This window comes from Noviherbaspirillum sp. Root189 (assembly GCF_001428545.1).
Lineage (GTDB): Bacteria > Pseudomonadota > Gammaproteobacteria > Burkholderiales > Burkholderiaceae_D > Noviherbaspirillum.
The window spans coordinates 130434-144078 of the sequence record NZ_LMHZ01000045.1 but is presented as its reverse complement, the minus strand read 5'-3'; the positions used below and the strand labels follow the sequence as shown (position 1 = coordinate 144078).

At 58.8% G+C, this 13645-nt stretch carries 14 protein-coding genes; 12 read left to right on the top strand and 2 right to left on the bottom strand.

The window, feature by feature from the left end:
• Nucleotides 1-27: 27 nt before the first annotated feature.
• Nucleotides 28-2607 (bottom strand): hybrid sensor histidine kinase/response regulator, encoded by a 2580-nt coding sequence (locus tag ASE07_RS21950; protein WP_057292956.1) that lies wholly within the window; start codon nt 2605-2607, stop codon nt 28-30.
• 391 nt (nt 2608-2998) lie between these two features.
• Here ASE07_RS21950 and ASE07_RS21945 point away from each other — a divergent pair, with 391 nt between their 5' ends.
• A complete protein-coding gene (locus tag ASE07_RS21945; RefSeq protein ID WP_057292955.1) occupies nt 2999-3457 on the top strand; it encodes a DUF2778 domain-containing protein in 459 nt (152 codons plus the stop codon).
• On the top strand, nt 3454-3729 hold the full coding sequence (locus ASE07_RS21940; protein ID WP_057292954.1) for a hypothetical protein: 276 nt from the start codon (nt 3454-3456) through the stop codon (nt 3727-3729). Before ASE07_RS21945 ends, ASE07_RS21940 begins: the two co-directional genes overlap by 4 nt.
• A gap of 121 nt (nt 3730-3850) precedes the next feature.
• On the opposite strand, the gene ASE07_RS21935 is transcribed toward ASE07_RS21940, so the two are convergent.
• A complete protein-coding gene (locus ASE07_RS21935) occupies nt 3851-4693 on the bottom strand; it encodes an IclR family transcriptional regulator domain-containing protein (protein WP_082584377.1) in 843 nt (280 codons plus the stop codon).
• Between the two features lie 237 nt (nt 4694-4930).
• Between ASE07_RS21935 and ASE07_RS21930 the strand changes: the two genes are divergently transcribed.
• The 10 genes from ASE07_RS21930 (at nt 4931) to ASE07_RS21885 (ending at nt 13641) form a co-directional block, all read left to right on the top strand.
• Complete coding sequence (locus tag ASE07_RS21930) at nt 4931-5602, top strand: 3-oxoacid CoA-transferase subunit A (protein ID WP_057292953.1); 672 nt, start codon at nt 4931-4933, stop codon at nt 5600-5602.
• Nucleotides 5599-6243, top strand: coding sequence for a CoA transferase subunit B (locus tag ASE07_RS21925; RefSeq protein WP_057292952.1), 645 nt, complete (start codon nt 5599-5601; stop codon nt 6241-6243). The genes ASE07_RS21930 and ASE07_RS21925 overlap by 4 nt, the downstream gene beginning before the upstream one ends.
• A gap of 21 nt (nt 6244-6264) precedes the next feature.
• Nucleotides 6265-7467, top strand: coding sequence for a 3-oxoadipyl-CoA thiolase (gene pcaF / locus ASE07_RS21920; protein WP_057292951.1), 1203 nt, complete (start codon nt 6265-6267; stop codon nt 7465-7467).
• 42 nt (nt 7468-7509) lie between these two features.
• On the top strand, nt 7510-8886 hold the full coding sequence (locus ASE07_RS21915; RefSeq protein WP_057292950.1) for a 3-carboxy-cis,cis-muconate cycloisomerase: 1377 nt from the start codon (nt 7510-7512) through the stop codon (nt 8884-8886).
• Nucleotides 8887-8888: 2 nt separating this feature from the next.
• Nucleotides 8889-9674: a 3-oxoadipate enol-lactonase gene (gene pcaD, locus ASE07_RS21910; protein WP_057292949.1), complete on the top strand. Its 786-nt coding sequence runs from the start codon at nt 8889-8891 to the stop codon at nt 9672-9674.
• Between the two features lies 1 nt (nt 9675).
• Nucleotides 9676-10074, top strand: coding sequence for a 4-carboxymuconolactone decarboxylase (pcaC, locus tag ASE07_RS21905; protein WP_057292948.1), 399 nt, complete (start codon nt 9676-9678; stop codon nt 10072-10074).
• A gap of 217 nt (nt 10075-10291) precedes the next feature.
• Nucleotides 10292-11158: a branched-chain amino acid ABC transporter permease gene (locus ASE07_RS21900; RefSeq protein ID WP_057293034.1), complete on the top strand. Its 867-nt coding sequence runs from the start codon at nt 10292-10294 to the stop codon at nt 11156-11158.
• Nucleotides 11155-12198: a branched-chain amino acid ABC transporter permease gene (locus tag ASE07_RS21895; protein WP_057292947.1), complete on the top strand. Its 1044-nt coding sequence runs from the start codon at nt 11155-11157 to the stop codon at nt 12196-12198. The genes ASE07_RS21900 and ASE07_RS21895 overlap by 4 nt, the downstream gene beginning before the upstream one ends.
• A complete protein-coding gene (locus ASE07_RS21890) occupies nt 12195-12947 on the top strand; it encodes an ABC transporter ATP-binding protein (protein ID WP_057292946.1) in 753 nt (250 codons plus the stop codon). Before ASE07_RS21895 ends, ASE07_RS21890 begins: the two co-directional genes overlap by 4 nt.
• Nucleotides 12940-13641 (top strand): ABC transporter ATP-binding protein, encoded by a 702-nt coding sequence (locus tag ASE07_RS21885; protein WP_057292945.1) that lies wholly within the window; start codon nt 12940-12942, stop codon nt 13639-13641. Before ASE07_RS21890 ends, ASE07_RS21885 begins: the two co-directional genes overlap by 8 nt.
• Nucleotides 13642-13645: the final 4 nt, after the last annotated feature.

The window sequence follows — 13645 nt, the reverse complement described above, 5'->3', positions numbered from 1 at the left end:
TATTCCGCTCTATCCCACTCTACCGCTCTATATCCGTGCCGTACCTCTGCTGAATCCTTTATCCCCCTTGGTATCGGTAGTCAATTGCTCCAGCAAGGCCGTGACTTCGAGTGCGCCGGCTGGTTTGACCAGATGATGGTCGAAGCCCGCTGCCTTCGTGCGCGCATGATCCTGAGCCTGGCCATAGCCGGTCAATGCAATCAGCACTGCTTCGCTACAGCCTTCCTCTTCGCGCAAGCGTTTCGCCAGCGCGTAACCATCGATATCCGGCAAGCCGATATCGAGGAGGAATACCTGGGGTTTCTGTTTCCTCGCACATTGCACGGCCTCGGCGCCTGAATACGCAACGTAGACCTGGTGGCCTGCGGCATTGAGCAGCATGGCAAGCGTATCCGCGGCATCAATATTGTCATCCACCACGATGACCTTCAGGCCAGTGCGTGGAGCCGCGGGAATCACGCCTTTTGTCCGTGTCTGCTCACTGGCGCCGGCTCCGTCATGCCGAGGCAGGCGGAATGTAAATGTGCTGCCGTGTCCCTGACCCGCACTGTTTGCCTGGATTGTGCCGTCGTGCAGCGTGACGAGGCTGCGCACCAGTGCGAGCCCCAGACCGAGACCTCCCTGGGCGCGGTCCGGGGAACGTTCGCCCTGGGTAAAAAGCTCGAAGATATGCGGCAGTAGTGTGGCGTCGATACCGGCACCATTGTCTCGTACGCTGACGACGATCCTGCCCGCTTCTTCGTACATGCGGAGTTGAATGTCGCCGCCTTCCGGCGTGTACTTCGCCGCATTGTTCAGCAAGTTGGCCAGCACCTGGACCAGTCGCGTACGGTCACCCACTACCAGCAGCGCGTGGTCCGGGATGTCCAGTTTCAGCCTGTGCCGCCGTGCGTCAATCAGCGTTCGCACCTGCTCGATGGCGCCTGCTGCAACATCATGCAAATCCAGTACCGCCTTTTCCAGCGTGACCAGTCCACCGGTCACGCGAGACACATCCAGCAAATCATCGACCAGACTCGTCATGTGTTCGGCCTGGCGAGCGATGATGTCACTGGCCTTGCGCACCATCGGCTGGTCGGCGCTAAGCATTTTCAGAATCTGCGCGGCATTGCTGATCGGCGCCAGCGGATTACGCAACTCATGTGCCAGCATCGCGAGGAATTCATCCTTGCGGCGATCGGCGGCACGCAAGGCTTCGTCGGCAAGCTTGCGGTCGGTGACATCGTAGCCTTCGACAAAGATCCCTGAGGTCGTTCCATCCGTATCGATCACCGGCTGAAAGATGAAATCGACAAATCGTTCGGTCGCCGGACCGCCGGGCGTTCTCTGCAAGACCACGCGCTCCTGTTGCGCAAAGAAGGGCTCACCGGTAGAAAACGCATGATCGAGCCTGGCGAAGAAGGGCTGTCCTTCGATCTCGGGCAGCGCAAGTCGTACCGGCTTGCCGATGATGTCCCGTGCGCCGATCAGGCGCATGTAAGCCGCATTGGCAAGTTCAAATACGTGTTCGGGACCGCGCAGCACTGCCATGAAGCCCGGCGCCTGCTGAAACAAGGCACGCAGGCGATTGCCTTCCGCTGCCAGTTGCGAACTCAGCGTCTCTTCTGCGGCGCGCCGCTTCTCTTCCGCACGTGCGCGTTCGACAGCGGCCCAGGTGCGTTCGGCGACGTGCTCTGTCAGAGTCTGATCTTCATTGGTCCACCGACGCGTGCCTGGCTCATGCAGATAAAGAAGTGCGGTCAAGCGACCTACCTTGATCAACGGGACGATCAGCAGGGACCGGGTGCCAATGCTGGCGTAGCCGGTTGCATAGGGGGCAGATCGTGGATCGTCTGCAATATTATCCAGCCTCAGCACACGCCCAGCACGCAGATGATCAATGATGTCGGGACCAAAGCTATTTAGCGGACGGGTTTCTCCAGCCAGGCTGGGAACTCCGGGCGCGGTCCAGTCGCGTGCGACAGAGACGAACTGGCCGCTTGGATCGATCTCTCCGTAACCAACGCGCGATACTTGCAGATGTCGTCCCAACGCTGCTGCGGCGACTTCGGTAATTTCGTAAGGATCGTCCAGGTCGCGCAACAGGTCGGCCATCTTCAGTTCAAAGGCTTGCCGGCGTTCCGCCAGGATCTGTGCGGTAGTTTCGGTGCAGGCGCAGAACATGCCGGCGATGTTGCCGTTTTGGTCGCGTGCGGGCGAGTAGGAAAACGTGAACCAGGTCTGCTCCTCATGTCCCTTGCGCAGCATCAGCAGCGGCAGGTTTTCATTGAAGGTCGCCTCGCCAGCCAGGGCACGCTGGATCAATGGACTGATGACGGGCCAGATCTCGGTCCAGACAACATCGAAGCGGCGGCCCAGCGCATCCGGATGTTTGGCACCGAGCACTTCGCTATACGGATCGTTATAGAGAATACCAAGTTCGGGCCCCCAGGCAAGAAACATTGGAAACTTGGAATCGAGGATCAAGCCCGTCACGGTGCGCAATGCAGGCGACCAGTGCTGCGGTGGACCGAGCGGTGAATGGCTCCAGTCATGCTCGCGCATCAATGCGCGCATCTTGCCGTCGCCGGTAAGGAAATCAAAATTGCCAATGGAAGTGCTATTCAAAACGGATCTGCTCCAACGGATTGCACAAAGTTCGCAGCAAGTGTTGCATCGCGGAATCGGCGCGCAAATTGAGATACGTTATTCTGCAACAAAATCCGTATTCAGGGCCGCAAGACCGACAGGGCCTTTGACCACAATAGCGACTGAGAAATTTCTTATCTGCCTTCTTCCCCCCTGAGCCATTGCTTGCGCCACCATGTTCACCGCCTCAATGACGTTCTCTCATCCAAAATGGTGTTGTGCATGTGGCGACATGGTGAGGGTGCGCAGACTCAGCAGCCAAAATCCGGTTTGACGAAACGATCAAAAAATTGCTTAATAGACAACTTCAAATTTCCTTTGTAGACTGCCAAGCTGCTATTGATTCACACGTCGTATTAAGGGAGGGACCATGTTTACTTGCAAATTTGAGCTCAACAACCAGCCGATGAGTAAGTTCCAGATTCTTACCGTATCTTATCCAGCATTTTCCGGGCTTGGACGAGAAAGCAATAACCGCAGTGCGGCATGCCTACAAAACGTCGGGCCGATTCCATTTGGTACCTACTACATCGTCGACCGCGAGTCAGGAGGATTGCTTGGTCCACTATGGGACAGAATCAAGGGCCGAACTGACTGGTTCGCCCTGTACGCGATGGACAGTGTCATCGACGATCGTACCTATTGCAATGAGGTTGAGCGAGGAAATTTCCGTCTCCATCCCAAGGGGCCCAGTGGTTTGAGCAAGGGATGCATCGTGATTGAAAACCGCGCCCACTTTAACCATGTCAGAAGTCTTTTGAAAAGCGTTAGGCCGGTTACCATCCCAGGCACGAAGCATATGGCCTACGGAAAGGTGGAGGTCAGATGAAGGGCGTGGCGAAAGCGTTGTTTGCGCTTGTGAGCTGGGCGACGGGGGCACTTTTTTTGACGCGTCTCTGGCTGAGCAATCCTGACACGGGACTATCGCTGCCTGCGCCGTGGTGGCAATGGCTGGACGGAGTCTACGGGTCCAGCAATGCGGAAGAGGTCGCGGATCTGGAATTTTTGATTGGATTCACGATTGCTTTGGTCGTGCTGGCTGTTGCCGGTACACTGGCGCTATGCGCTTTGCGTTTCGTCCGATCGCAGCAACCGCAATAAAGGCAAGGTGCATAGCGCGCACTGTTTCGCTGCTGCAAAGGATGTCAGAAATTTTGGATCGTGTATGAGGCTCGTCAACATACACAATGTACACAATGCCGGTCCGCAGCAAATTCCATGTTCAGGGCAGCAAGATCGACAATTCCTGCGCACCCCGCAATAGCGCCGGAAGAAATTCTTCCCGCATCTTCTTTGCGCTGACGCGGGTCGCTTGCGCACCGATGTTCAGCGCGGCAATCACATTTCCCGAAGCGCCATGCACCGGCACCGCGATCGAGCGAAGGCCGATTTCCAGTTCCTCTTCAACCAGTGCATATCCGCTGTTCCTTACCTGCGCAAGGATCTCGCGAATCCGCGCTTCCGATACCACAGTTTTGTCGGTATAGGCCTTGAGTTCTACGCGGGCAAAGTAAGCGGACAAGGCGTCTTCGGATAAATGCGCGAGCAGAACCCGGCCAAGCGATGTGCAATAGGCCGGCAGGCGACTGCCGGTATTGAGTGCGACCGACATGATGCGCGCTGTCGCTGAGCGCGATACGTAGAGCACTTCGCCCTCATCCAGCATGGCAAGCGAACACGATTCATTGAGGGTACGACTGATGGCATTCAGGCAGGGCTGGGCCGAAACGGTCAATGGCGTCGACGACAGATAGGAATAGCCCAGCGTCAGGATCTTGGGCTTGAGCGAAAAATTGTTTGCTTCCGAATCGACATAACCGAGTTGCCTCAGCGTATGCAGGCAGCGCCTGACGGCCGCTCGCGGGATCCCGGTACGGTGACTGATCTGCGCGATAGTGAGGCTGCGCCGCTGGTCGCTGAAGGCGCGTATTACCGCAAGTCCGCGCGCCAGCGAAGTCATAAAACTGGGATCGGTCAGCGCGTCGATTTCCTCGGCGATGGTCAATACCTTTTTGCCGCCAGGTTCTCTGACGTCCTCAACGGCCCGCGGGGTGTTGCTTTTCATCTTGTTTTCCCAGGTTCATTCACGACAGCGCATGGTCACGTGGTCATATTCAGTCGTTCTATTGCTCTGCCGTTCTACGTAGTGCGTATTCCGTTCGGCCACCGAACACATTTGTATAACCCGCCTTGACGCTTGCGAACCGTGATAGCTACACTGCAATCATTGTTCTATAAACAGACATTAGTTCGTTTATCGCACAAAGTCAACGCAAGCTTCCTACCATTAACAGGAACCAACGTGATCAATAAAATCTGTGACTCGCTGCAGGCAGCAGTGAGCGATATCCACGACGGCGCCACCGTCATGATCGGCGGTTTTGGCAATGCCGGCATGCCTTCGGCACTGATCGACGCGCTGCTGGAGCAGGGCGCACGCGAACTCACCATCGTAAACAACAATGCAGGCAATGGCGAAACCGGACTTGCCGCGCTGCTCAAGGCGAAACGGGTGCGCAAGATCATCTGCTCTTTCCCGCGCCAGGTGGACTCCCAGGTGTTCGATGCGCTTTACCGGTCCGGCGAAATCGAGCTTGAATTGACGCCGCAAGGCAATCTTGCAGAGCGCATTCGTGCGGCCGGAGCTGGTATCGGCGGCTTCTTTTCTCCCACCGGCTATGGCACCTTGCTGGCCGAAGGCAAGGAGACGCGGGTCATCGACGGTCGCAACTATGTGTTCGAAACCCCCATCCATGCAGATTTTGCGCTGATCAAGGCCTTGCGCGGCGACCGCTGGGGTAACCTTGTCTATCGCAAGACCGCACGCAATTTCGGCCCGATCATGGCGATGGCGGCCAAATGCGCCATCGCGCAGGTGGTGGAGGTCGTCGACCTCGGTGAACTTGACCCGGAAGCGATCGTCACACCCGGGATCTTTGTGCAACGTGTGGTCCAGGAAGGAAATCCAGCATGAAACGATTCAGCCGCGACCAGATTGCCGCACGCGTGGCGAAAGATATACCGGAAGGCGCCTACGTCAATCTCGGCATTGGCCTGCCCACCATGGTGGCGAACCACTTGCCAAAGGAACGGGAAATTTTCCTGCACAGCGAAAACGGCTTGCTGGGGATGGGTCCCGCACCGGCGCCCGGCGAGGAAGACGAAGACCTCATCAATGCCGGCAAGCAGCCGGTTACCTTGCTCACCGGTGGCGCCTATTTTCATCATGCCGACTCCTTCGCGATGATGCGCGGCGGCCACCTTGATATCTGTGTGCTCGGCGCGTTTCAGGTCTCCGCAAAGGGAGACCTGGCCAACTGGCATACCGGCGCGCCGGATGCGATTCCCGCCGTCGGCGGCGCGATGGACCTTGCCGTCGGCGCAAAGCAAGTGTTTGTGATGATGGAACACCAGACCAAGACCGGCGAAAGCAAGATTGTCGCAGCATGCACTTATCCGCTGACCGGCATCGGCTGTGTCAACCGCATCTTCACCGACCTGGCAGTCATCGATGTGACGCCACAGGGACTGCTGGTGCGCGAGATCATCGACGAACTGCCGTTCGAAGAACTGCAACGCATCACCGGCGTACCGCTGACGCTGGCCCCGCTCTGAACTTTTTGCCAAGGACACATCATGACTGACGCATTTATCTGTGACGCGATTCGTACCCCGATTGGCCGCTATGCCGGCGCGCTCAAGGATGTGCGCGCCGACGATCTCGGCGCCGTGCCGCTGCGCGCGCTGATGGAGCGCAACAAGGGCGTCGACTGGACCCAGGTGCAGGACGTGTTATACGGCTGCGCCAACCAGGCCGGCGAAGACAACCGCAACGTGGCGCGCATGTCGCTGCTGCTGGCAGGATTGCCGCACGACGTGCCGGGCGCCACCATCAACCGCCTGTGCGGTTCCGGCATGGATGCGCTCGGGACTGCCGCCCGCGCAATCAAGGCCGGCGAGACCAGCCTGATGATTGCCGGCGGCGTCGAGTCGATGACGCGTGCGCCGTTTGTCATGGGCAAGGGCGACAGCGCGTTCTCGCGCAATGCGGCGATCTACGACACGACCATCGGCTGGCGTTTCGTCAACAAGCTGATGAAGGAAATGTATGGCGTCGATTCGATGCCCGAGACGGCGGAGAACGTCGCAGTCGATTACAAGATCAGTCGCGAAGACCAGGACCTGTTTGCCGTCGCCAGCCAGAACAAGGCAGCCGCTGCGCAAAAGAACGGCATCCTCGCCCAGGAAATCACGCCGGTCACCATTCCGCAAAAGAAGGGCGATGCCCTCATCGTCGAACATGACGAGCATCCGCGTGCCACCAGCGTTGAAGCGCTCGCCAAACTGAAAGGCGTGGTGCGTCCTGACGGCAGCGTCACCGCTGGTAATGCGTCTGGCGTCAACGACGGCGCTTGTGCGCTGCTGCTGGCAAATGAAGACACCGCGAAGCGCTTTGACCTGACACCGCGTGCCCGTATCGTCGGCATGGCCACCGCGGGCGTTCCGCCACGCATCATGGGCATCGGCCCGGCGCCGGCATCGCAGAAGCTGTTGAAGCAGCTTGGCATGACAATCGATCAGATGGATGTGATCGAGCTGAACGAAGCCTTCGCATCGCAAGGCCTCGCAGTATTGCGTGAACTCGGTGTCGCGGATAACGACCCGCGCGTCAATCCCAATGGCGGAGCAATCGCGCTCGGCCATCCGCTCGGGATGAGCGGTGCGCGCCTGGTCACCACGGCGATGTACCAGCTGCATCGCACTAACGGACGTTTTGCGCTTTGCACCATGTGCATCGGCGTGGGTCAAGGTATTGCGATGGTGATCGAGCGGGTATAAGCGTATTCTCCTCTCATCGCCACCATAATTTTCCTGCCAACCATGACTGAATCGCCACTTGCCAGCCTGACCGGGACCATGTTTTCGACTGCTGCCATGCGGCAGGTATTCAGCGCCGCTTCGTGTGTGCAGGGCATGCTGGATTTCGAGGCCGCACTGGCACGTGCGGAGGCGCAGGTCGGCGTGATACCTGACAGCGCCGTGGCATCGATCGCCCGGGGTTGCGATGCATCGGTGATCGACCTCGGCAAGCTGGCGCAGGACGCCGCGACATCGGGCAATCTGGCGATACCCCTGGTCAGGCAACTGACTGCAGCCGTTGCCGCCTCCGACAAGGACGCCGCGAAGTTCGTGCACTGGGGGGCCACCAGTCAGGACGCAATCGACACCGGGCTGGTACTGCAATTGCGTCGCGCACTGGAGCTGCTTGATGCAGATCTCGACGGTCTTATCGCAGCGCTGGCCAGTCTTGCGGCGCGTCACAGAGACACAGTCATGGTCGGCCGCACCTGGATGCAACATGCGTTGCCCATCACTTTCGGACTCAAACTTGCCGGCTGGCTCGATGCCTTGTTACGCCATGAAGAACGAATAGCGAGCTTGCGACCGCGCTTGCTGGTGTTGCAATTTGGCGGTGCGGCCGGCACGTTGGCAAGCCTGGGGGACCAGGGCATACAAGTCGCCGAGGCACTGGCGGAAGAACTGCAACTGGAACTGCCGGACACGCCATGGCACACGCAACGCGACCGCATGGCCGAGTGTGCAAGCGTGCTCGGCATGCTGACCGGCTCACTGGGCAAAATGGCACGCGATATCTCGCTGCTGATGCAAACCGATGTCGCCGAAGCGTCCGAGCCCACGAGCGAAGGGCGTGGCGGTTCCTCGACCATGCCGCACAAGCGCAATCCTGTCGGATGCGCCGCAGTACTCGCCTGTGCGACCAGAGTGCCGGCACTGGTATCGACCATGCTGTCCGGCATGGTGCAGGAACATGAACGCGCACTCGGCGGATGGCAAGCGGAATGGGATACCTTGCCGGAGATCGTGCAGTTATCGGCAGCAGCATTGCAGCAGATGCGTGCAATCGCTGAAGGGTTGAGCGTTGATGCGGAACGCATGCGCGTCAACCTGGACCTTACCCACGGCCTGATCATGGCCGAGGCAGTCACGCTGGCGCTTGGCAGTGCCATGGGAAGGCTGGCCGCCCATCACGCGGTCGAAGCCGCTTGCCGGAAAGCGGCAAGCACCGGACAGGATCTGCGTGACGTCTTGTTGAATGACTCGTCCATCACCAGCGTGCTGTCGCCGGCAAAGATTGATGAATTGCTCAATCCCGCTCACTACCTCGGACAAGCAGGTTATTTCGTCGACCGTGTGCTGCAATCCTGCCGCATCCGCCAACGCAAAGGAGAACAATAAGCATGCCTTTTATCGATATCAATGACGCCCGACTGCATTACGAAGTCGATGGACAGGAGGGGGCGCCCTGGCTGATCCTGTCGAATTCCCTCGGCACCCACCTGGAAATGTGGGACCCGCAGATGCCGGCGCTGCGCAGTCGCTTCCGGGTGCTGCGTTATGACACCCGAGGGCACGGCATGTCGGCGGTACCGGAAGGGCCGTACAGCGTCGAACAACTGGGACGCGATGTCGTCGCCCTGATGGATGAACTCGGTATTGCGCGTGCGCATTTCTGCGGTCTATCGATGGGTGGCATGACCGGTATGTGGCTCGGCGTGCATGCGGCCGAGCGTATCGATCGGCTGGTGCTGTGCAATACCTCTGCACTGATTGGTCCTGCCGAGGTATGGAATACGCGTATCGCCAAAGTGAATAGCGAAGGCATGGACGCCATCGTACAGGCCGTGATCGACCGCTGGTTCACGCCTGCGTACCAGCAGCGTGCACCAGAGGACGTAGCCCAGGTGCGCGACATGTTGCGGCAGACACCGGCAGACGGTTACACCGCGAATTGCGCCGCGGTCCGGGACATGGATCAGCGTGCGGATGTTGCACACATCAAGGCACCGACGCTCGTCATTGCAGGCACCCATGACCTTGCTACTCCCGCAAAGGATGGCAAGGCCGTCGCTGACAGCATTCCGGGCGCCCGTTACATAGAACTGGATGCGGCCCATCTTTCCAACTGGGAGCAGGCCGAGCGCTTTACGGCCACACTGGTCGACTTCCTCACGCAAGGAGCCTGAGATGGATGAACGCGAACGGCATGCCAAAGGCATGGAAGTCCGCAGGGCGGTATTGGGCGACGCGCATGTCAATCGCGCCGAGGCCAATGCGAATGCCAATGCACTGAATACCGAATTCCAGGACCTGATCACGCGCTATGCATGGGGGGAAATCTGGACCCGCCCCGGCTTGCCACGCCATACGAGGAGTTTGCTGACCATCATGGCCATGGTGGCACTGAACCGTGAAGAAGAACTCAAGTTGCATCTGCGTGCGGCGGCCAACAATGGTGTCACGCGCGACGAGATCAAGGAAGTGTTGCTGCAGGCGGCGATTTACTGCGGCGTGCCGGCGGCCAACTCAGCGTTTCATATGGCGCAGGAAGTTTTCCGGCAGGTTGATGCAGAGAAGGCGGGCTGACAGAGCGACTCTGCATCAGAGACCTTGAATCAGAGACCTTGAATCGAATACCCGTTTATTAAAACTATTGTGGAAATTATCTATGCGTGTCGATTGTCCAGTGCGTCGAACGAAAATCCCGCATAACCGGCAACGATATTTATACTAATAAGCCATTCCAGTCATCACAGAGAAGGAGACACATCATGCGGCATCCCACACGACAGAGGTGGCAGCCATGGTGAGCAATTTCATCGGCGTGCTGTTTGACGGTATCGCCTACGGCAGCCTGCTGTTTCTGATCAGTGTCGGGCTGTCGGTCACGATGGGCCTGATGAACTTCGTCAACCTCGCGCACGGTGCGTTTGCGATGCTGGGCGGTTATGTCTGCGTCACGCTGATGCTGCGCATGGGATTGCCGTTTCTACTCTCGCTGCCGATTGCCTTCATCGCCAGTGCCGCAGTCGGCTTCGTGCTGGAGCGCACTCTTTATCGCCGCCTGTATAAGGCCAGCCATCTTGATCAGGTGTTGTTTTCGATTGGCCTGACCTTCATGGCGGTCGCTGCGGCAACGTATGTCTGGGGTCCGCAGCAGCAGCCGGTTTCCTTGCCCGACTGGCTGCGCGGACAGGTCTCGGTGCTCGGTCTCGATCTGGGCGCTTACCGCTTATTTATGATCGCGGTGGTCATCGTCATTACACTGGCGCTGGGATACCTGATCGAGCGTACCCGCTTCGGCGCGCAGATCCGCGCCTCGGTTGACAACCAGGCAGCGTCGGCCGGACTGGGTATCAATGTGAATCGCGTATTCAGCCTGACGTTCGCGCTGGGCTCCGGTCTCGCGGGCCTCGGCGGCGGGCTCGGCATCGACGTACTCGGCCTCGACCCGACCTTTCCGATCAAGTACATGGTGTACTTCCTGCTCGTCGTCGCGGTGGGTGGCGCAGGGACCATCAAAGGGCCGCTGCTTGCAGCAATCATCCTTGGCGTATTTGATGTCGCCGGCAAATACTATGTGCCGTCGGTCGGCGCATTCGTCATCTATGCTTTGATGGTGGTCCTGCTGCTGCTGTTCCCCACCGGACTGATCGGGAGACGCTCATGAAACCCGTTACCTACGCAGCCCCGACCCAGCCGCAACCGGTTTCCCCCGCACAGCCGATTCGCCACCCATTGCCCAGCGATCGCTGGAAGCCGCTGGAAATCATCTTCTGGCTGTTGCCGCTGGCATCGTTTTTTCTGTTTCCAGGCTATCTCGTGCTAATCAGCCAGATGATGATCGTCGGCTTGTTTGCGGTATCGCTGGATCTGATTCTTGGCTATGCGGGCATCGTTTCGCTGGGACATGCGGCATTCTTCGGCATGGGTGCCTACACCGCCGGTTTGTTGTCGGTGCATGGCTGGAGCGAACCAATCAGCGGCCTGCTGATCGCTGCTGTCGTGTCGGGCTTGTTTGGTTTCCTCGTCAGCTTTCTGGTGGTGCGCGGACAGGACCTGACACGTCTGATGGTCACGCTTGGCGTCGGCCTGATGATGTACGAGGCTGCCAACAAGGCGGCGTTCCTGACAGGCGGCGTCGATGGCTTGTCCGGAGTGTCCATGGACAAGCTGTTCGGCGTGTTTGAATTCGACCTGTACGGCAAGACGGCGTTCTTCTACAGTTTTGGCGTGCTCTTCATCATCTTCGTGCTGCTGCGCCGTATGGTCAATTCGCCATTTGGGCTTGGCCTGATCGGCATCCGCGAAGGAGGAAAGCGCATGCCCGCCATCGGCGCCGATGTTAACAAGCGACTGACCGTCATCTTCACGGTCGGTGCAATGGTGGCCGGTATTGCCGGTGCCTTGCTAGCCCAGACCACGCAGTTCGTCGGTCTTGATTCGCTCAGCTTCGCACGCTCGGCGGAACTGATGATCATCCTGGTGCTTGGCGGCACCGGGCGCTTGTACGGTGCTCTCATCGGCGCGCTGGTCTTCATGCTGGCGCAGGATTACATCGCCGGTCTCAATCCGGCTTACTGGCAATTCTGGATCGGCTTGCTGCTGATCGTTATCGTGCTGTTCGCACGCGGCGGCATTCTTGGCGGTGCTGAGCGCCTGGTCAGCATGACAAAAAATTCGGCCGGCAACAAGGAGGGTAAGTCATGAGCACGACCCTACGCACACAGGGCCTGTCGAAACAATGGGGTACTTTCAAAGCCAACAGCGATATCAGCCTGACGTTTACGCCAGGCGCACGGCATGCATTGATCGGACCGAACGGCGCGGGCAAGACAACCTTCATCAATTTGTTGACCGGCAGCTTCGCGCCGACCAGCGGCAAGGTGTTTTTTGGTGATGAAGACATCACCGCGCTACCGCAACACAAGCGAGTCAAGCGCGGCATGACCCGGACCTTCCAGATCAACACACTGTTTGCCGGGCTCACCGTGCTGGAATCGGTGGTGCTGGCGATCTGCGAACGTGAAGGCAAACATTTCACCTGGTACAAAACCGTCGCGCAGCAGCATGCGGAAATCGACGAGGCAATGGCCTTGCTGAGCATGCTCAAGCTGGAGCGTGACGCGACGACTGTGACGCGCAGTCTTCCCTACGGCAAGCAGCGCCTGGTTGAAATTGCGCTGGCGCTGGCGACGAAACCCAGGGTGCTGCTGCTGGATGAACCGGCAGCCGGCATCCCGTCCGCCGAAAGCAAGGAATTGTTCGACGTGATCGCCAGGCTGCCGCGTGATGTCACCATCCTGTTCATTGAACATGACATGGGACTGGTATTCCGTTTTGCCGAACGCATTACGGTAATGGTAGGCGGCAAGGTGCTGACGGAGGGAACGCCCACTGACATCGCGGCCGATCCGCGCGTCAAGGAAGTCTACCTGGGAGAAGCGGAACATGGCTGAGTTGCTCGCACTTGACAACGTCACCGCAGGTTACGGCGAGTCGGTGGTGCTGGAAGGCATATCGCTGACCATGCAGGATGGCGACAGCCTTGCACTGCTGGGCCGCAATGGCGTCGGCAAGACCAGCCTGCTGGTCACGTTGATGGGTCTGACGAGCATGCATGGCGGTGCGATACGCTGGCAGGGCGGCGACATTGTGCGCTTGCCCACGCACCTGCGGGCGCATGCCGGCCTGGGTTGGGTACCGCAGGAACGCTTTATGTTTCCTTCGCTGACAGTTGAAGAACATTTGACTGTCGTGGCCCGACCGGGCGAATGGGATGTTAAAAAGGTCTATGACGTCTTTCCGCGTTTGCAGGAGCGGCGCTCCAACATGGGCAACCAGTTATCCGGCGGCGAACAGCAGATGCTCGCGATTGCGCGCGCACTGATGGTCAATCCAAAACTCTTGTTGCTCGATGAACCGATGGAAGGACTGGCACCCATCATCGTGCAGGAACTGACCCGTGTGATTCGCGACCTGGTCGTTGATCGCGGCATGTCGGTGATCATCGTCGAGCAACATGCCCGACTGGCGTTGTCACTGACCAAGCGTGCGATCGTTCTCGACAGGGGACGCATCGTGCACGAATCGGATAGCGACAGCCTGATGCAAGATCCGGAGACGCTGAACCGCCTGGTGGCCGTGGCCTGATTTT